Here is an 18,583-nt window from a genome sequence, read left to right as displayed (position 1 = left end):
GGGCCGTAACGGCGGCCTATTCGCTGGAAGTTCAGCTCTGTGCCGCTTTCTGGGGAGTGAGCTCGCTGGGCCGTACGATCACGAAGCCCTCGCCCTGGAGCATGAGCTGCACGGCCTCGCCCGAGCCGCCCCGGATCATCGAGCCGAGGGACTGCGAGCGGTGCAGCGAGGTGCTGAGCTGGGCGCTCCAGCCGACGACGGCGTCGGTGTCGACGTACACCGGCTGGTTGGTGGTGACCGGGATGACGACGGGGTTGCCGTCGCAGACCACCGCGAGCTTGCCGTAGCCGGTGAAGACGCTGTTGAACAGCCCGCCGCCGGTCATCCCGGCGCCCTTCACGGTCTTGATGTCGTAGGAGAGGGTCGCGTCGAAGCACAGGACGTTGCGGCCGTTGACGGTGAGCGCGTCGCCCTGCTCGATGTCGACGATGAAGCAGTTCTGGGCCTCGTGCGCGAACCACGCCTCGCCCTGGCCACGGACGGCCATCAGCGGCAGGCCCTCGCCGGTGACGGCGCGCTTGAGCATGCCGCCCAGGCCCTGGCCCTTGCGCTCGAACTGGAGGTTGCCCCGGTAGGCGATCATCGATCCCTGCCGGGCGTGCATCTCGCCGTTGACGGCGTACTTGACCGACTTCGCGTTCTGGAGGGTCATGCCGGGGACGGTCGCCTGCTGCGCCATGTTCTCGGACGCGAAAAGATCGCTCTTCATGCGGGCATCGTGTCCCGGAACTACTCATTCCGCCAAGAAAGCCCTTCTGGGCGCCTGGCAGACTTACGGGGTGAGCAGCAGTGACGACACCACCGAGTACGTCCTCCCCCTCGTCGTACGGGTGGAGAAGACCGAGCCGCCCGCCCGTACCGACGCGCTGGAGACCGCAGCCCGCGCGGTGCTGGTGATGTTGTCGGACGACCGGTCGGTGGGCGACGGGGAGTGGGCGCGCGTCATGCGCGACTGGCAGGACGCGCGCATCCGCAAGGTGGTGCGCCGGGCGCGCGGCGCGGAGTGGCGCAAGGCGTCGCGGCTGCCGGGCATCACGGTCATGGGCGCCACCGCGGAGGTACGGGTCTTCCCGCCCGTCCCCCTCGACGGCTGGCCCAAGGAGCTGGCCAAGCTCCAGGTGTCGGGCACGGAGCTGGACGACACCGGCGAGCCGGCGCCGCCCGCGCCCGGGCAGGCGCGGCTGTGGCTCAATCCGGAGCTGACCATGTCGACCGGCAAGGAGATGGCACAGGTCGGGCACGGCGCGCAGTTGCTGTGGTGGGCGATGGCGGACGCGGACCGCAAGGCGTGGCGGGAGGCCGGTTTCCCGCTCGCGGTACGCACCGCGCGCCCCGCCCGGTGGGCCGAACTGGTCACCAGCGGACTGCCGTTGGTGCGCGACGCGGGCTTCACGGAGATCGCCCCCGGGTCGTGCACGGTGGTCTCGGAGTTTCCCGTACAGGTGAACTGAACACTCGCACGCCTGTATACGTACCTCCCAGTAATGCCATCAGGTTCGGGAGGCACCACCTTGTTGTTGCGACGTATCAACGGCACGGCACTCATCATCGCGGCCCTCGTCGTCACGGTCGGCGCGCTGGCGTTCCCGGTCTGGTCGTACGCCGACCGCTCCGGCACCGGCCAGGCCAACCTCAACGCGTCGACCGTGGCGACCCAGTGGGGCCCGCTGTCGGCGACGGACCGCGACTTCCTGGTGAAGGTCCGGCTGGCCGGCCTCTGGGAGCTGCCGGCCGGCCAGCAGGCGATCGAACGGGCGCCGAGCCAGGCCATCAAGGACGCGGGCGACCACCTCGTCGTCGGCCACACCGACCTGGACCAGCGGGCCCGTGACGTGGCGGCGAAACTGGGCGTGGAGCTGCCGAACCAGCCGACGGAGCAGCAGCAGGGGTGGCTGCGCGAGCTGTCGGCGGCGAGCGGCGAGGAGTACGAGCGCAAGTTCGCCAACCTGCTGCGCAACGCGCACGGCAAGGTCTTCGCGCTGGTCGCCCAGGTGCGGCACACCACGCGGAACACGCTGATACGGCAGCTCGCGAGCGACGCCAACCAGACGGTGCTGGACCACATCACGATGCTGGAGGCGACCGGCAAGGTCGACTTCGACGCGATCGCCAACGAGGCGGCGGGGCTGGCGACCGCGAGCCCGTCCGGCCCGCCGGCGCCCAACGGCAACCTGCCGCCGGCGCCGTCGCCGGCCGTGCCGACGGGGACGGACCAGTCGTTCACGTCCCGGCCCTCGACGCAGCCGGGCCCGCCGACCGCGATCAACACGACCCGTCCGTAATTCCGTCCGCAATTCCGGTCCTCAAACCTCAAATCAAGCTCTGAACTGCGGCTCTTCCGGATTGAGGGTCCGCTCGCGGGGCCATCACCCCTCCGACCGACGCAGGAGGAGGGGGACATGACGGAACTGGGTATCGGCATCGGCTGGCGGCCCGAGATCGCGGACGCGGTGGAAGGGCTGGCCGGGCTGGACTGGGTGGAGGTGGTCGCGGAGAACATCTGCGTCGGCCACCTCCCCGACTCCCTGCTGCGGCTGCGCGAGCGGGGCGTCACGGTCGTCCCGCACGGCGTGTCGCTGGGGCTGGGCGGCGCGGACCGGCCGGACGAGGGGCGGCTCGCCGAGCTGGCGGCGAAGGCCACGGAGCTGGGGGCGCCGCTGGTCACGGAGCACATCGCCTTCGTACGGGCCGGGGGGCCGCTCACCGCGTCGCCCGCGCTGGAGGCGGGCCACCTGCTGCCGGTCCCGCGCACCTGGGACGCGCTGGACGTGCTGTGCGAGAACGTCCGCATCGCGCAGGACGCGCTGCCGGTCCCGCTGGCGCTGGAGAACATAGCCGCGCTGTTCTCCTGGCCCGGCGAGGAGCTGACGGAGGGGCAGTTCCTGGCCGAGCTGGTGGAGCGCACCGGCGTCCGCCTCCTGATCGACGTGGCGAACCTGCACACCAACCACGTCAACCGGGGCGAGGACCCGGCGAAGGCGCTGGCCGAGCTGCCGGTCGAGGCCATCGCGTACGTCCACGTGGCGGGCGGGATCGAACGGGACGGCGTCTGGCACGACTCCCACGCCCACCCGGTGCCGCCCGCGGTGCTCGGCATCCTGTCGGACCTCGCCTCCCGGGTCAGCCCGCCGGGCGTCCTGCTGGAACGGGACGACGACTTCCCCCCGGCGGAGGAACTGGCGGCCGAGCTGGCGTCGATCCGAGCCACGGTACGGGCCGCGACGCCCCCGGCGACGGCCGGGCCCGTGGCGGCGCCGAAGCCCGTCACCCCCGCCGGACCCGGTGTGCGCGAGCGGGTGGGGATCGCGCAGGCCGCCCTGCTGTCGGCGCTGGTCGCCGGGACGCCCGCGCCCGAGGGGTTCGACCACGCGCGGCTGCGGGTGCAGAGCCGGGCGCTGGCCGGCAAGCGGGCCGGGGTGGTCGCCAAGGTCGCGCCCGAACTGCCGGAGATCCTCGGCGGCGGATACCGCGCCGCGTTCCTCTCCTACGCCGCCTCCCGCCCCATGCGCGGCGGCTACCGGCGCGACGCCCTCGACTTCGCGGAGCACCTGCTGATCGCCGGGCGGCCCGAGGACGACGCCGCCCGCCGGAGGCTCACCCTGTGGTGGCAGGAGCGCGCCGGGGCACGGCCGCCCGGCCGGGCCACCCGCCTGGTACGCGCCGCCCGCGCCGCGCTCGTGGGGCGGTGAGCGTGATGAACACCGTCGCCGTCCTCCTGTACGTCGCCGTCGCCGTCTCCTCGGCCCTGCTCATCAACGGGGTGGCCGCGTCCCGGCGCGGGCCGGGCGGTTCCCTCCACTACCGGGTGGAGGCCGCGTTCCTGAACGGCGGGCCCGCCCGGGTCGTCGACTCCGCGCTCGCCTCGCTGCACGCGGACGGCCGCGTGGCGGTCGGCGGGCCGGGCATCGTGCAGGTCGTACGCCCGGTCGGGCACGACCCGGTGGAGCGCGCCGTGCTGCACGAGCTCGCGACCGCGCCCAGCGGAGCGCTGCACGTCGTACGGCTCGCCGCCATGCGCCACCCGGCCGTGCAGGAGATCGGCGACCGGCTCGCCGCCCGGGGGCTGATCGTGCCGCGCGGCGCGGGCCGCACCTGGCGCCGGTGGAGCGCCGCCCAGGCGGCAGGCTGCTTGCTGCTCGTCTTGGGTTCCGTCGTGGCGACCATCGCCGAGTACGCCGGGTCCACGTTCGACGAGCCCTCGGTCCCGTTCGTCGTCAAGGTGCTGCCCGCCCTGATCCCCGCTCTGGTGATCGCGACGGTGTGCGGCGCCGTCGCCGGGCGCCGGCTCACCGGGGCGGGCCGGCGGGCCCTGGCAACGTACCGCCGGAGTCACGCCCACCTGACCGAGCCGGGGGACCTGGTCGCGCTGCACGGGCTGCGCGCACTGCCCGACCCGGTGCTACGCGACCAACTGACGGCGGCCGCGCGGATGTACGGCCGGCGGAGCAGCGGCGGGGGCGCGCACCAGGACGAGCTCGCGACCACGACGGTCATCGTGTGGTGCGCGAGCGCCGACACGGGCGGGTCGAGCTGCGGCGGCGGCTGCGGGGGCGGCGGAGGCGGCAGCTCCGCGTGCAGCGGCGGGTCGAGCTGCGGCAGCGGCGGAGGCGGATCGAGCTGCGGCGGCGGGGGCGGAGGCGGATCGAGCTGCGGGGGCGGGGGCGGTGGCGGGGACTGAGCGGGACCACACCCCGCCCACCCGGAAGTCCACATCGTGAAAACCCTGTGGCGCCGCGCCCACCGTCTCGCGTAGAACTCCGGCATGTTCTGGGTCCCGTTCCTGCTGGTGACGTGGGCCGCGGCGGCCGTGAGCTGCGCGCGGCTGTGCCTGGCCGCCGTCGAGGCCGCCCAGCCGGTGAGCGCCCCCGCCCCCGACCGTGACCGTGAACTGAGCCTGTACGAGGCCGCGTTCCTGGCCGGCGGCCCCCAGCGGGTCACCGACCTGACCCTGGTGTCGATGCACCGGCGGCGCCGGTTGCTGCTCGCCCACACCGGCTGGGCGACCGTCGTCGACCCGGACCCGGAGGGCGCGGACGACCTGGAGCGTTCCGTGATCGGCGCGATAGGGCCCGAGGGGCAGTCGCGGATAGCGGCGGTACGCGCCACGGCGTCGGCCGCCGACGCGGTACGGGCGCTCGCCGACCGGCTCGTCGCCGCGGGGCTGGCCGTGCCCGACACCGCCCGGTCCGCCGTCGTCGCGGCGCTGCGGGGCGTGCGCCGCTCGACGGCCCTGACCGTCGCCCTCGCGGCGGCCGCCCTGCTGCTGCTCCCCGCCGAACACGCGCCGGACGCCCGTGGGATGGCCTGGTTCGCGCTCCCGCTCGTCCTCACGCTCGGGTGCCTCGTCATCGCGCGGATCGAGGTCCACCCGTACACGCGCTGGGCCTCCCCCGCCGGACAGAGCCTGCTCACAAAGGTGCGCCCGTGCGACCCGCTCGCCGCCGTCGCCATCGCCGGGGTCCACGCGCTGGACGACCCGGCGCTGCGGGCGGCACTGGCGCCGGGGCCGCACCGCCGTCGTTAATGCCGGAAAAAGACGCCGGTGCGGCGCGCGTGACGCGCGCCGCACCCGGAGCCGGACCCGGTGTCGCTGGAGCGGCGGGCGCGCGGGCCCGCCGTCTGATCTTCCGGGTCGGTGGGGTGACGGGGCAGGGACGGCCGTCCAGGACAGGCACCGCGCCCGCCCGTCACCAGGTCGGTCAGGTCAGGGCCCTCAGGCGAGACCCGCGACCAGATCCGCGACCGACTTGCGCCGGCCGGTGTAGAACGGGACCTCTTCGCGCACGTGCATCCGCGCCTCGGAGCCGCGCAGGTGACGCATCAGGTCCACGATCCGGTACAGCTCGTCCGCCTCGAAGGCGAGGATCCACTCGTAGTCGCCGAGCGAGAACGAGGCGACCGTGTTGGCGCGCACGTCCGGGAAGCCACGGGCCATCTTGCCGTGGTCGGCGAGCATCCGCCGCCGGTCCTCGTCGGGCAGCAGGTACCAGTCGTAGGAGCGCACGAAGGGGTAGACCGAGACGTAGTCGCGCGGCGTCTCGTCGGCGAGGAACGCCGGGATGTGCGACCGGTTGAACTCGGCGGGGCGGTGCAGCGCCATGTTCGACCACACCGGCTCCAGCGCGCGGCCCAGCTTGGTGCGGCGGAAGAGGTTGTACGCCTCCTGGAGCGCGTCCGAGGTCTCGGCGTGCCACCAGATCATCAGGTCGGCGTCGGCGCGCAGGCCGGACACGTCGTACGTGCCGCGTACGGTGATGTCCTTGGCGGCGAGCTGGTCGAACAGCTCCTGGACCTCGTCGGCGTAGCCGGTCCGGTCCTCGGGCAGGACGTCGCGCAGTTTGAACACGGACCACAGGGTGTAGCGGATGACCTCGTTGAGGTCCTTCGCCTTCTTACCGGCGTTCGGGATCTTTTCGGGCGCACTCATGGGGCTATTCTCGCTCGTCGCTCGGGGTGCCGTGCGCCAGGGTCGGCGTGGCGGGGATCGCCGCCAGGATTTCGTCCGCCGCGCGCCGCGCGCTCGCGATGGTCGCGGGGATGCCGACGCCGTCGTACACGGCCCCGCAGACGCGCAGGGCGGGCAGTTTCGCGACGGCGTCCCGGATGCGGGCGACCCGCGAGAGGTGGCCGACGGGGTACTGCGGCAGGCCGCCGATCCAGCGGGTGACCTCGGTGGCGACGGGCCGGGCGGCGAGCCCGGTGGCGTGGCTGAGGTCCTTCAGGGATACGGAGACGAGGTCGGCGTCCTCGCGGTGCAGGTGCTCCTCCTCTCCGTACCGGCCCACCGAGGTGCGCAGCAGGACCAGGTCCTTCGAGCCCTCGTCGGTCCACTTCCACTTCTGGGAGGAGAAGGTGGACGCCTTGATGGTGCGGCCGTCGACGGGCGGGACGAGGAAGCCGGAGCCCGCGGGCAGCACCCCCGCCACGTCGGTGCGCCGGAAGGCGAGGGTGACCAGGGCCATGGAGGCGTACTCGACGGCGGCCAGCTCGGCGGCCGCGGCCGGGGACTCGGCGGCGAGCAGCTCGGCGGCGGACCAGGCGGGGGTGGCGACGACGACGGCGTCGGCGTGCAGGACGCGTTCGCCGGTACGGACGTCCCAGCCCCCGGCGGCCGCGCGGGTGAGGGCGTGGACGGGCGTGTCGGTGCGGATCTCGCCGCCCCGGGCGGTGATGGCGTCGGCGACCGCGCCGGGCAGGGTGCCGATGCCGCCCTCGATGCCCATGAAGGCGGGCCCGGTCTGCGCCTGGGCGCCGCGCTGGAGGGCACGTACGGCCTCGGTGAGCGTGCCGTGGGTGCGGGCGGCGTCGAAGAGTGTGGGCACGGCGGCACGCATGGAGATCCGGTAGGCATCGCCCGCGTACACCCCGCCGAGGAGCGGCTCGACGAGGCGGTCGACGACCTCGCGGCCCATGCGGTCCGCGACGTAGCGGCCGACCGCGATGTCTTCGCCGAGGTCTGCGGGCGGGAGCTCGCGGTCCTGGCCGATCCGGCGCAGGCCCTCGTCGGAGAGGAGGTCGCCGAGCGCGGCCGCGTCGGCGGGGACGCCCATGACGTGCCCCTTGGGCATCGGCCGCAGCGCGTTCCGGGTCCAGACGGCGGCACTGGCGGTGGCGGGCGGCTGGAGCCGGTCACCGAGGCCGACGGCGCGGGCGAGGTCGATCGCCTCGGGGCGGCGGGCGAGCATCGACTCGGCGCCCAGATCGACGGGGGCGCCCTCGATCTCGCCGGCCTGGAGCTTGCCGCCGAGCCGCGTGGTGGCCTCCAGCAGGGTCACGCGCCGCCCGGCGGTGATCAGCCGGTGGGCGGCGGCGAGGCCCGCGATGCCGCCGCCGATGACGACGACGTGGCCCGCCCTGGATGTGTCCCCGGTGTCCGCGTTCATGACTCCACTCTCTCAAACGCCGTCCCCGGCCCCGACGGTGACCGGTCGTGGCGGCGATCAGGCCGTAGCGTGTCCGGCATGGGAGAGCTGGGACGAGAACGACTGGTGATCATCGGTGGGGACGCGGCCGGCATGTCCGCCGCCTCGCAGGCCCGTCGGCTGAAGGGCCCCGACGAGCTGGAGATCGTCGCGTTCGAGCGGGGGCACTTCACCTCCTACTCGGCGTGCGGGATTCCGTACTGGGTCGGCGGCGACGTCGACGGGCCGGACCGGCTCATCGCGCGTACGCCCGAGGCGCACCGGGAGCGCGGTATCGACCTGCGGCTGCGGACGGAGGTGACCGAACTCGACCTGGACGGTGGCCGAGTGCGCGTACGGGACGCAGAGTCGGGCGCCGAGTCGTGGGAGGGCTACGACAAGCTCGTGATCGCGACCGGCGCCCGCCCGGTGCGGCCGCCGCTGCCGGGCATCGACGCGGCGGGCGTGCACGGGGTGCAGACGCTGGACGACGGGCAGGCGCTGCTCGCCACGCTGACCACGCTGAACGGGACGGCGGGGCGGCGCGCGGTGGTCGTGGGCGCCGGGTACATCGGCGTGGAGATGGCGGAGGCGCTGCTGAACCGCGGCTACGAGGTGACGGTCCTCAACCGGGGCGAGCAGCCGATGTCGACGCTCGACCCGGACATGGGGCGGCTGGTGCACGAGGCGATGGACGGCCTCGGCATCACGACGGTCGGCGGCGCGGAGGTCACCAAGATCCTCACCGGGGGTGACGACGGGCGGGTGCGGGCGGTGGCGACCGAGGACGCCGAGTACCCGGCCGATGTGGTCGTGCTCGGCATGGGCGTGGCGCCCGAGACGACCCTGGCGCGCGAGGCGGGGCTGCCGCTGGGCGAGTACGGCGGGCTGCTCACCGACCTGTCGATGCGGGTGCGCGGCCGGGAGGACATCTGGGCGGGCGGCGACTGCGTCGAGGTCCTGGACCTGATCTCGGGCCGGGAGCGGCACATACCGCTGGGCACGCACGCCAACAAGCACGGCCAGGTCATCGGCGCCAACGTGGCCGGCGGGTACGGCACGTTCCCGGGCGTCGTGGGTACGGCGGTCAGCAAGGTGTGCTCGCTGGAGATCGCCCGCACGGGGCTGCGCGAGCGGGACGCCCTCGCCGTGGGGCTCCGTTTCGTCACGGTGACGGTCGAGTCGACGAGCCGCGCCGGTTACTACCCGGGCGCGGCGCCGATGACGGTCAAGATGATCGCCGAGCGCCGCACGGGCAAGCTACTGGGCTGCCAGATCGTGGGGCGCGAGGGCGCCGCGAAGCGCGTGGACATCGCGGCGGTGGCACTCACGGCGGGCATGACCGTGGAGCAGATCACGGCCCTCGACCTGGGCTACGCCCCGCCCTTCTCACCGGTCTGGGACCCGGTCCAGGTGGCTGCCCGCAAGGCGGTGACGGCGGTGCGGGCAGCCGGCTGAGTCAGCGCGCCGTCCGCGTGTGGACGTACTCGACCAGGCGGGTCAGGGCGTCCGGGTCGGTGGTCGGCAGGACGCCGTGGCCGAGGTTGAAGACATGGCCCTCCAGCCCGGCGGCGGCGTCCAGGACCTCGCGGGTCTTGGTCTCGACCGCCTCGGGGGTGGAGAACAGAACCGCCGGGTCGAGGTTGCCCTGGAGCGCCTTGCCGGGGCCGACGCGGCGGGCCGCCTCGTCCAGCGGGACGCGCCAGTCGACGCCGACGACGTCGGCGCCCGCCTCGCCCATGAGGCCGAGCAGCTCGCCCGTGCCGACGCCGAAGTGGATGCGCGGTACGCCGTACTCCTCGACGGCCCGGAACACCTTCGCGGAGGCGGGCATGACCGAGCGGCGGTAGTCGGCGGGGGCGAGGGCGCCGACCCAGGAGTCGAAGAGCTGGATCGCGGAGGCGCCGGCCTCGATCTGGACCTTCAGGAAGGCGGCGGTGATCTCGGCGAGCCGGTCCAGCAGGTCGGCCCACAGCTCGGGGTCGCCGTACATCAGGGCCTTGGTGTGCTCGTGGTTGCGGGACGGGCCGCCCTCGACGAGGTAGCTCGCGAGGGTGAACGGCGCCCCCGCGAAACCGATGAGCGGGGTACTGCCGAGTTCGCCGGTGAGCATGCCGATCGCCTCGGTCACGTACGAGACGTCCTCGGGCGTGAGGTCACGCAGCCGCTCCAGATCCTGGCGGCGGCGGATCGGTTCGGCGACGACGGGGCCGACGCCCGGCTTGATGTCGAGGTCGACACCGATGGCCTTGAGCGGGACGACGATGTCGCTGAAGAAGATCGCGGCGTCGACCTTGTGCCGCCGTACCGGCTGGAGGGTGATCTCGGTGACCAGCTCGGGCCGCATGCACGACTCCAGCATGGGGATGCCTTCGCGGACCTTCAGGTACTCGGGCAGCGACCGTCCCGCCTGCCGCATGAACCACACGGGCGTGTGCGGTACGGGCTCGCGCCGGCACGCCTTGAGGAACGCGGAGTCGTAGGTCTTCGTCTGCTGGGCGCCCGAAGCGCTGTCGTTGGCACTCACGCCCCGAATCTTCGCATGTGCGGCCAAGCGGCTCGCGTGGTGAGGGTGTCCCTCCCTGCGCGAGGCCGTCCTTCCGCCTACTCTTCCCCGCATGGCTGCGGCTCAGGGACAGTTCTCCGATCACTCCGACAATGCCGAAGGAACGGACGACAGGGAGGGTACGCCCGTCCCGCCCGCCTTCCGGCTGGCGGTCGAGGGGCTGCGCGGGGCGCGGCTGCGGCCGGAGATCGAGGTGGACCCGTCCCGCCCGCCGCAGCGGCTGGCCCCGTACGCGTACGCGCTGGAGGCGGCGGTCGTCGAGGGCGACGAGGACCTGGCGGACGGCCGTCTCGTGCTGCTGCACGACCCGGCCGGTCACGAGGCATGGCAGGGAACCTTCCGGCTGGTGACGCTGGTGCGGGCGGAACTGGAGCCGGAGATGGCGGCCGACCCGCTGCTGCCGGAGGTGTCCTGGTCGTGGCTGACGGGCGCGCTGGAGGCGCGGGGCCTGTCGTACGAAGAGGCCTCGGGCACCGTCACCCGTGCGGGGTCTCACTACTTCGGTGGACTCGCGGAGCGGCGCCCGGCGACGCAGATCGAGATCCGGGCGTCCTGGACGCCGCGCGAGGGCCGCGGCGGGGTGCCGGACACGGCGGCGCACCTGGCGGCCTGGTGCGACCTGCTGTGCCAGATCGCGGGCCTCCCGCCCTCGGCCCCGGGCCCCCTGGACCCCGGCTCGGCCGCCGTGGTCTCCCTCCCCCAACGCCGCGGCCCCCAGCACCCGTAGGGCTCCGCCCTCCGGGCCACGCCCACCGGCCGGCCGACGGCGTACAGCCGGGGTGGGGCCGTGCAGGGTCGCCCCCGCAGAGGTTGGCGGCGAAGCATGGGCTCCCAAGCCCGTAACCCAAGGCCGCCGGCCTCGAGGAGGCGAGCCCGGAGGGGCCCCGCCCCCACCCACCGGGGGTGACCGCACCCCCACCGACCCGCACATGGGGCCACCGGGAACAGGCACCGCCCCTCCGTTGTGCCCACCCGTTCCGCCTTGCGGAACGACTGCCCACCACCGGGGTTCCGGGGTGAACGTCAAGGCGACGCCTCACCGCTCACCGGGCGCGTCACGCCGGGGCGGCCGAGCGCGTAGGCTGCGGCGCCTGCCGTTCCACGGCCCTACGGCGCCCGGGGGCGCGGCCCCGCCGGTCGTGGCGGGCGCCCCGCGTGGGATGGGGCGCTCGTAGGATGATCGATCGCCCGTCCGAATTGCCCCAATTGTTACTCACTAAATCGTGATCTTCCCCTAAAGGCGGACCCCCGGGCTGCCGAAGAGGTCTGTGACCCTTCAAACACGGTTCGCCCCGGCTTCTTCCCCGAGCCGGCTGTGTCCCGCACCTTCCCAGGAGGCCTGGTGTCCGTTCTCCTCGAGCAGCCCGCAAGCCTGGTCGCCTACCGCCCGAACAAGCCGACGGCCATGGTCGTCGTGGCCGACCCGCGCGTCCGCTCCACCGTCACCCGCCACCTGTGGGCCCTCGGAGTGCGTGACGTCATCGAGGCGTCGTCCATCGCGGAGGCTCGTCCCCGCGTCGGCAGCCCGCGCGACATCTGCGTTGCCGACGTCCACCTGCCCGATGGCTCCGGGCTCACCCTGCTGTCCGAGACCCGTGCCGCCGGCTGGCCCAACGGGCTCGCCCTGTCGGCGGCCGACGACATCGGTGCCGTACGCAACGCGCTCGCCGGCGGCGTCAAGGGCTACGTCGTCACCGGTACCCGCACGAACATCGGCCACCCGACCCGCCCCGGCGCCGCCCCCATCGGTGCCGCCGCCGCCCGGCTGCACCGCCGTCCCCCCGGCGCCCCGAGCCACCCGGGCGGCTACCGGGAGCTCTCCGGCCGTGAGGTCGAGGTGCTCCGGCTGGTCGCCGAGGGCCAGTCGAACAAGGCCATCGGCGTATCGATGGGCCTGTCCGCGCTGACCGTCAAGAGCCACCTGGCCCGCATCGCCCGCAAGCTCGGCACCGGCGACCGGGCCGGAATGGTCGCCGTGGCACTTCGTACGGGAATCATCCACTGACCGGTTTACATCACACCCGCGCCCGTCGACGGAACGTTCCGTCGACGGGCGCCTGCCGTTCACAGATACCCTTGACAGGTGACCGACGCCCAAGAGACCGCAGCAGAGACAGCACTGCGAACCACCGGGGGCGGCCCTCCGGACGACGGCGTCGCAGTCGACGGAGTGCCGATCCCCTTGCTGGCGCCCCGCGAGGGCGTACCGCCCGTGGTGGCCGACGAGCATGCCCTCGCCGAGGTGATCGCCGCCTTCGCGCGCGGCACCGGCCCCGTCGCCGTCGACGCCGAGCGCGCGTCGGGCTACCGCTACGGCCAGCGCGCCTACCTCGTCCAGCTCCGCCGCGAGGGCGCGGGCACCGCGCTGATCGACCCGGTCGGCTGCCCGGACCTGTCCGAGCTCGGCGACGCCCTCGGGGACGCCGAGTGGATCCTGCACGCCGCCAGTCAGGACCTCCCCTGTCTGCGCGAAATAGGCATGACCCCCAGCCGGCTCTTCGACACCGAGCTGGCCGGCCGGCTCGCGGGGTTCCCGCGCGTCGGCCTCGGCGCGATGGTCGAGGTCGTGCTGAATTTCGCCCTGGAGAAGGGCCACTCCGCCGTGGACTGGTCCACCCGCCCGCTGCCCGAGCCGTGGCTCCGGTACGCCGCGCTGGACGTCGAGCTGCTCGTCGACCTGCGTGACGCGCTGGAGAAGGAGCTCGACCGGCAGGGCAAGCTGGAGTGGGCGTACCAGGAGTTCGACGCCATCGCCGCCGCCCCGCCGCCCCCGCCCCGCAAGGACCCCTGGCGCCGGACGTCCGGTATGCACAAGGTCCGCCGGCGCCGCCAGATGGCGGTCGTACGGGAGCTGTGGACCGCCCGTGACCGGATCGCCCAGCGGCGTGACGTGTCGCCCGGCAAGGTGCTCAGCGACGCGGCGATCGTGGAGGCCGCCCTCGCCCTGCCGCCCAACGTGCAGGCGCTGACCGCGCTGCCCGGGTTCGGGCACCGCATGGGGCGCCGCCAGCTGGAGCAGTGGCAGGCGGCGGTGGACCGCGCGAAGGCGCTGCCGGACACGGAGCTGCCGCAGCCCGGCCAGCCGGTGCAGGGCCCGCCCCCGCCGCGCGCCTGGGCGGAGAAGGACCCGGCGGCCGCCGCGCGGCTCTCGGCGGCCCGTTCGGCCGTCTCCGCGCTCGCCGAGTCGCTGAACCTGCCGCCGGAGAACCTGATCACACCCGACACGGTGCGCCGGGTGTGCTGGGAGCCGCCCGCCGAGGTCACGGCGGAGTCGGTCGCCGGCGCGCTCGCGGGGTACGGAGCGCGGACCTGGCAGATCGAGCAGGTCACGCCTGTGCTGGTGGCGGCGCTGAACTCGGCGCGGAGCTGACACGAGGAAGCCCCCGGCCGGTCCGGGCCGGGGGCTTCGGCGCCCTACGCCGGGCTGATGACGCCGTTCAGGTCCATCTCGAAGACGCCGGTGGTCTTGCCGTCGACCGTCAGGTGCTTGAGCCAGTGCTTCGACAGGTTGTGCAGGTTCTTGTGCTGGATCTCCCAGGGCATCGAGTGACTGGCGCAGGCCATCTTGACCATCAGCTTCTTCGTCCCCGTGATGGCGTTGTACAGGGCGGGGACCGAGAGGTTGAAGTTCGGATTGGTGCTCGGCGGTGTCGTGTTCACCGTCTTGTCGTGCTCCCCGTACACGATCAGGACGGGCACGCTTCCGCCGAGGACGCCGCCCTTGGCCGCGGTGGTCTCGTTCCATCCCCAGCGGACGAAGTTCCTGATCCGGTTGAGGCCCTCGGGCGGCCCCCATGTGCGGCCGACCGGGTCGTTGTCCATGACCGCGGCCCACACCCTTTCCACCATGCCGGGTTCGCGCTGGTCCACGCAGTGCAGCTCGGCGTTCCACGCCGTCTCCAGGCCCGGTCTCGTACCGAGGAACATCGGGAAGCCGGGCTGCGGCAGGGTGCTCGGGGGGGTCGACGTGGCCTTGGGCGGGAAGACCGGCGCCAGCAGGAACAGGCTCTCCACCTTGCCGGGGTTGTCGACCGCGTACGGCCCCATGGTGATGGCGGCCGCGGACCAGCCGATGAAGGCGACCTTGTTCACGTTGTGCAGGTCGCGGATGTACTCCACGACGGTGTTCAGCTCGTCCCGGTCGCTGTTGGAGTTGTTCAACTGGAACGCGTAGTTCGGCGGGCCCGGGGAGAAACCCGTCGGCTTCGGGGTCAGAAGCTTCTGCTCGGCGGGGTTGGCGTTGCGCGGGTCGTCCATCTTGGGACGCGGCGACCGCCCGGCGCCCTGGAGGTCCATCATGAAGACGTCGTAACCGGCCTTCGCCAGCGCCTCGGCCCAGCCGTACGTCTTGTACTGGAGATCGGCGGCCGCGAGCACCGGAGTGCTCCTGCCGTGCAGCATGAGGACGGGCTTGCGCGTGCCGCCCGGGGGTGTGCCGTCGCGCTCCCGCACGAAGAGTTCGACGTTCTCGCCCGTGTTCGCGGGGATGGTGGAGACGTGGGGAACCGCGTGATCGGTCAGGATGACTGCCATGGGGGTCCGTTCTGTGGGCTCGGCCGGGACGTCGGTCCCGGCCAGGCCAGGCTCCGCGCGCCGGGCCATCGCCGCCACAGCAGGGCGTCCAGCGGTGTGACCTTCACCGCTCCCGGTGGGGGGACTGTGCAGCCTGGTTACCCGCAAGTAGCATGGGGCCTGCAAGCGCGCGCTTAGCCGCGTGCCGCAGCAGTGCAGTGCCACCCCGCACCCTGGAGGAGAGCCATCGTGCCTCGTACCGTCAGGGACGTCGTCTTCGTCGACGGCGTCCGCACCCCGTTCGGCAAGGCGGGCCCGAAGGGCATCTACCACGAGACCCGCGCCGACGATCTCGTCGTGAAGGCCATCCGGGAGCTGCTGCGCCGCAACCCCGGCCTGGACCCCGCGAAGATCGACGAGGTCGCCATCGCCGCGACCACGCAGATCGGCGACCAGGGCCTGACCATCGGCCGCACCGCCGGCATCCTGGCGGGCCTGCCGCAGTCGGTGCCCGGCTACTCGATCGACCGCATGTGCGCGGGCGCCATGACCGCCGTGACCTCGGTCGCCGGTTCGATCGCCTTCGGCGCGTACGACGCCGTCATCGCCGGTGGTGTCGAGCACATGGGCCGCCACCCGATGGGCGAGGGCGTCGACCCGAACCCGCGCTTCGTCAGCGAGAAGCTGGTCGACGAGTCGGCCCTGTTCATGGGCATGACGGCGGAGAACCTGCACGACCGCTACCCGCACATCACCAAGCAGCGCGCCGACGAGTACGCCGTGCGCAGCCAGGAGAAGGCCGCCAAGGCGTACGCCAACGGCAAGATCCAGCAGGACCTGGTGCCGATCTCCGTCCGCCGTACGAACGCCGAGGCGGGCGAGACGGGCTGGGGCCTGGTCACCGCCGACGAGCCGATGCGCCCGGGCACCACCCTGGAGTCGCTGGCGGGTCTGAAGACGCCGTTCCGCGTCCACGGCAACGTCACCGCCGGTAACGCCGCGGGCCTGAACGACGGCGCCACCGCCTCGATCATCGCGTCCGAGGACTTCGCCCGCGAGAACAACCTCCCGGTGAAGATGCGCCTCGTCTCGTACGCCTTCGCCGGCGTCGAGCCGGAGGTCATGGGCTACGGCCCGATCCCGGCGACCGAGAAGGCCCTGGCCAAGGCCGGCCTGTCGATCGAGGACATCAACCTCTTCGAGGTCAACGAGGCCTTCGCCGTCCAGGTCCTGGCCTTCCTCGACCACTACGGCATCGCCGACGACGACCCGCGCGTCAACCAGTACGGCGGCGCCATCGCCTTCGGCCACCCGCTGGCCTCCTCCGGCGTCCGTCTGATGACGCAGTTGGCTCGCCAGTTCGAGGAGCAGCCGGAGGTCCGTTACGGCCTCACCACCATGTGCGTCGGCTTCGGCATGGGCGCCACGGTCATCTGGGAGAACCCCCACTTCGACGGAGGCACCAAGTGAGCACCACCGCTGAGCTGTTGAAGGGTGCGGCCGAGCTGTTCCCGGACGAGGTCGTCACCAGCGCCCACGTACGCCACTTCGACCTGCCCTTCGGGGCGGGCCGGTTCGCGCTGATCACGCTGGACAACGGCTTCGACCACACCAAGCCGACCACCTTCGGCCCGCAGTCGCTGGCGAACCTCAACACCGCCATCGACCAGGTCGAGAAGGAGGCGGCCGAGGGCACGATCGTCGGTGTCGGCCTCACCGGCAAGCCGTTCATCTTCGCCGTCGGCGCCGACCTCAAGGGCGTCGAGCTGCTGAAGCGCCACGAGGACGCGCTCGCCATCGGCAAGGGCGGCCACGACGTCTTCAAGCGGCTGTCCTCCCTCGCCGTGCCGACGTTCGCGTACTACAACGGCGCGGCGATGGGCGGCGGTGTCGAGGTCGGTCTGCACTGCACCTACCGCACCGTGTCGAAGGCCCTGCCGGCCTTCTCTCTCCCCGAGGTCTTCCTGGGCCTGGTCCCGGGCTGGGGCGGCTGCACGATCCTGCCGAACCTGATCGGCGCGGACCGCGCGGTCTCGGTCATCATCGAGAACTCGCTCAACCAGAACAAGCAGCTCAAGGGCGCGCAGGTCTTCGAGCTCGGGATCGCCGACGCGATCTTCGAGGGCGCGGACTTCCTGGAGCAGTCGCTGCTGTGGACGGCGTCCGTCCTCAAGGGCGACATCGTGGTCGAGCGCGCGGACGTCGACCGCGGCGAGGGCTGGGACGCGGCCGTCGCCCGTGGCCGGTTCATCGCGGACTCCAAGGTGCACGGTGCGGCCCCGGCCGCGTACCGCGCCCTGGACATCATCGAGGCGGCCAAGGACGGCGACCTCCAGAAGGGCTTCGACGCCGAGGACACCGCGCTCGCCGACCTCATCATGGGCGGCGAACTGCGGGCCGGTATCTACGCCTTCAACCTGGTCCAGAAGCGTGCCAAGCGCCCGGCCGGCGCGCCGGACAAGAGCCTGGCCCGCCCGGTCACCAAGGTCGGCGTCGTCGGCGCCGGTCTGATGGCCTCCCAGCTCGCGCTGCTGTTCCTGCGCCGCCTTGAGGTGCCGGTCGTGCTGACCGACATCGACCAGGAGCGCGTCGACAAGGGTGTGGGCTACGTCCACGCCGAGATCGACAAGCTGCTCGGCAAGGGCCGCATCAACCAGGACAAGGCCAACCGCCTCAAGGGCCTGGTGAGCGGCGTGCTGGACAAGGCCGAGGGCTTCGCGGACGCGGACTTCATCATCGAGGCCGTGTTCGAGGAGATGTCGGTCAAGCAGAAGGTGTTCGCGGAGGTCGAGGCGGTCGCCCCGGCCCACGCGATCCTCGCGACCAACACCTCGTCGCTGTCCGTCTCGGAGATGGCGTCGAAGCTGAAGCACCCGGAGCGGGTCGTCGGCTTCCACTTCTTCAACCCGGTCGCGATCCTCCCGCTGCTGGAGATCGTGCGCGGCGAGAAGACGGACGACGCGTCCCTCGCCACCGCCTTCGGTGTCGCGAAGAAGCTCAAGAAGACCGCGGTCCTGACGAAGGACGCCCCGGCGTTCGTCGTGAACCGCATCCTCACCCGCTTCATGGGCGAGATCCAGAACGTCATCGACGAGGGCACCCCGGTCGAGACCGCGGAGAAGGCCATCGAGCCGCTCGGTCTGCCGATGTCCCCGCTGGTGCTGCTGGAGCTGGTCGGCCCGGCGATCGGTCTGCACGTCTCGGAGACCCTCAACCGGTCCTTCCCGGACCGCTTCAAGGTGTCCCCGAACCTCAAGGCGGTCGTCGAGGCGGGCAAGCGCGGCTTCTACGTCTACGACTCGGGCAAGCCCGAGCTGGACCCCGAGGTCGCGGCGCTGCTGAAGCAGGGCGACACCGTCCTGACGGAGGAGCAGGTCCGCGCCCGCGTCCTGGACGCGGTGGCGCAGGAGATCGGCCTGATGCTGGACGAGGGCGTCGTCGCCGAGGCCCAGGACATCGACCTGTGCCTCATCACGGGCGCCGGCTGGCCCTTCCACCTGGGCGGCATCACGCCGTACCTGGACCGCGAGGGCGTCTCGGAGCGCGTCAACGGCAAGCGTTTCCTGGCGCAGGGCGTGGCGAGCGTCCCGGCGTAAGACCGCAG

Annotated in this window: 16 protein-coding genes; 11 read left to right on the top strand and 5 right to left on the bottom strand. The window is 72.7% G+C overall.

Going from position 1 to position 18,583, the window contains the following annotated elements; all coding sequences use genetic code 11:
- Window positions 1-31 precede the first annotated feature (31 nt).
- Complete coding sequence (locus AB0J57_RS21705) at window positions 32-709, bottom strand: AIM24 family protein (RefSeq protein WP_366129887.1); 678 nt, start codon at window positions 707-709, stop codon at window positions 32-34.
- Between AB0J57_RS21705 and AB0J57_RS21700 the strand changes: the two genes are divergently transcribed.
- From AB0J57_RS21700 to AB0J57_RS21680, 5 genes are all read left to right on the top strand, one after another.
- The gene (locus AB0J57_RS21700; protein WP_366129921.1) at window positions 708-1,451 is read left to right on the top strand and encodes a peptidyl-tRNA hydrolase; all 744 of its coding nucleotides are present in this window, start codon (window positions 708-710) and stop codon (window positions 1,449-1,451) included. The genes AB0J57_RS21705 and AB0J57_RS21700 overlap by 2 nt on opposite strands.
- A 66-nt stretch (window positions 1,452-1,517) precedes the next feature.
- Window positions 1,518-2,282, top strand: coding sequence for a DUF4142 domain-containing protein (locus AB0J57_RS21695; RefSeq protein ID WP_366129920.1), 765 nt, complete (start codon window positions 1,518-1,520; stop codon window positions 2,280-2,282).
- A gap of 117 nt (window positions 2,283-2,399) precedes the next feature.
- The gene (locus tag AB0J57_RS21690) at window positions 2,400-3,689 is read left to right on the top strand and encodes a DUF692 domain-containing protein (protein ID WP_366129886.1); all 1,290 of its coding nucleotides are present in this window, start codon (window positions 2,400-2,402) and stop codon (window positions 3,687-3,689) included.
- A gap of 5 nt (window positions 3,690-3,694) precedes the next feature.
- Window positions 3,695-4,678: a TIGR04222 domain-containing membrane protein gene (locus AB0J57_RS21685; protein ID WP_366129885.1), complete on the top strand. Its 984-nt coding sequence runs from the start codon at window positions 3,695-3,697 to the stop codon at window positions 4,676-4,678.
- Window positions 4,679-4,762: 84 nt separating this feature from the next.
- Complete coding sequence (locus tag AB0J57_RS21680; protein ID WP_366129884.1) at window positions 4,763-5,524, top strand: TIGR04222 domain-containing membrane protein; 762 nt, start codon at window positions 4,763-4,765, stop codon at window positions 5,522-5,524.
- 189 nt (window positions 5,525-5,713) lie between these two features.
- Here AB0J57_RS21680 and hemQ read toward each other — a convergent pair whose 3' ends face one another.
- Both hemQ and hemG read right to left on the bottom strand, forming a co-directional pair.
- On the bottom strand, window positions 5,714-6,427 hold the full coding sequence (gene hemQ / locus AB0J57_RS21675) for a hydrogen peroxide-dependent heme synthase (RefSeq protein ID WP_366129883.1): 714 nt from the start codon (window positions 6,425-6,427) through the stop codon (window positions 5,714-5,716).
- Window positions 6,428-6,431: 4 nt separating this feature from the next.
- Window positions 6,432-7,883 carry a protoporphyrinogen oxidase gene (hemG, locus tag AB0J57_RS21670; protein ID WP_366129882.1) on the bottom strand — a complete coding sequence of 484 codons (1,452 nt, stop codon included), beginning with the start codon at window positions 7,881-7,883 and terminating at the stop codon, window positions 6,432-6,434.
- 78 nt (window positions 7,884-7,961) lie between these two features.
- Here hemG and AB0J57_RS21665 point away from each other — a divergent pair, with 78 nt between their 5' ends.
- Window positions 7,962-9,359, top strand: a complete 1,398-nt coding sequence (locus tag AB0J57_RS21665) for an FAD-dependent oxidoreductase (RefSeq protein ID WP_366129881.1) — start codon at window positions 7,962-7,964, stop codon at window positions 9,357-9,359.
- Window position 9,360: 1 nt separating this feature from the next.
- On the opposite strand, the gene hemE is transcribed toward AB0J57_RS21665, so the two are convergent.
- Window positions 9,361-10,428 carry a uroporphyrinogen decarboxylase gene (gene hemE, locus AB0J57_RS21660; protein ID WP_366129880.1) on the bottom strand — a complete coding sequence of 356 codons (1,068 nt, stop codon included), beginning with the start codon at window positions 10,426-10,428 and terminating at the stop codon, window positions 9,361-9,363.
- Window positions 10,429-10,519: 91 nt separating this feature from the next.
- Here hemE and AB0J57_RS21655 point away from each other — a divergent pair, with 91 nt between their 5' ends.
- From AB0J57_RS21655 to AB0J57_RS21645, 3 genes are all read left to right on the top strand, one after another.
- Window positions 10,520-11,194: a DUF3000 domain-containing protein gene (locus AB0J57_RS21655; protein WP_366129879.1), complete on the top strand. Its 675-nt coding sequence runs from the start codon at window positions 10,520-10,522 to the stop codon at window positions 11,192-11,194.
- Window positions 11,195-11,809: 615 nt separating this feature from the next.
- Window positions 11,810-12,472 carry a response regulator transcription factor gene (locus tag AB0J57_RS21650; RefSeq protein ID WP_073755186.1) on the top strand — a complete coding sequence of 221 codons (663 nt, stop codon included), beginning with the start codon at window positions 11,810-11,812 and terminating at the stop codon, window positions 12,470-12,472.
- A gap of 78 nt (window positions 12,473-12,550) precedes the next feature.
- A complete protein-coding gene (locus AB0J57_RS21645) occupies window positions 12,551-13,837 on the top strand; it encodes a ribonuclease D (RefSeq protein ID WP_366129878.1) in 1,287 nt (428 codons plus the stop codon).
- A gap of 44 nt (window positions 13,838-13,881) precedes the next feature.
- Here AB0J57_RS21645 and AB0J57_RS21640 read toward each other — a convergent pair whose 3' ends face one another.
- Window positions 13,882-15,000: an alpha/beta fold hydrolase gene (locus AB0J57_RS21640; RefSeq protein ID WP_366129877.1), complete on the bottom strand. Its 1,119-nt coding sequence runs from the start codon at window positions 14,998-15,000 to the stop codon at window positions 13,882-13,884.
- A gap of 228 nt (window positions 15,001-15,228) precedes the next feature.
- Here AB0J57_RS21640 and AB0J57_RS21635 point away from each other — a divergent pair, with 228 nt between their 5' ends.
- Together AB0J57_RS21635 and AB0J57_RS21630 are read left to right on the top strand one after the other, a co-directional pair.
- On the top strand, window positions 15,229-16,449 hold the full coding sequence (locus AB0J57_RS21635; RefSeq protein ID WP_366129876.1) for an acetyl-CoA C-acyltransferase: 1,221 nt from the start codon (window positions 15,229-15,231) through the stop codon (window positions 16,447-16,449).
- Entirely contained in the window at window positions 16,446-18,575 is a 2,130-nt protein-coding gene (locus AB0J57_RS21630; RefSeq protein ID WP_366129875.1) for a 3-hydroxyacyl-CoA dehydrogenase NAD-binding domain-containing protein, read from the top strand. Before AB0J57_RS21635 ends, AB0J57_RS21630 begins: the two co-directional genes overlap by 4 nt.
- Window positions 18,576-18,583: the final 8 nt, after the last annotated feature.

Source organism: Streptomyces sp. NPDC049837 (assembly GCF_040674455.1).
Taxonomy (GTDB): Bacteria; Actinomycetota; Actinomycetes; order Streptomycetales; family Streptomycetaceae; genus Streptomyces.
This window is presented reverse-complemented; position numbering and strand designations above follow the sequence as displayed.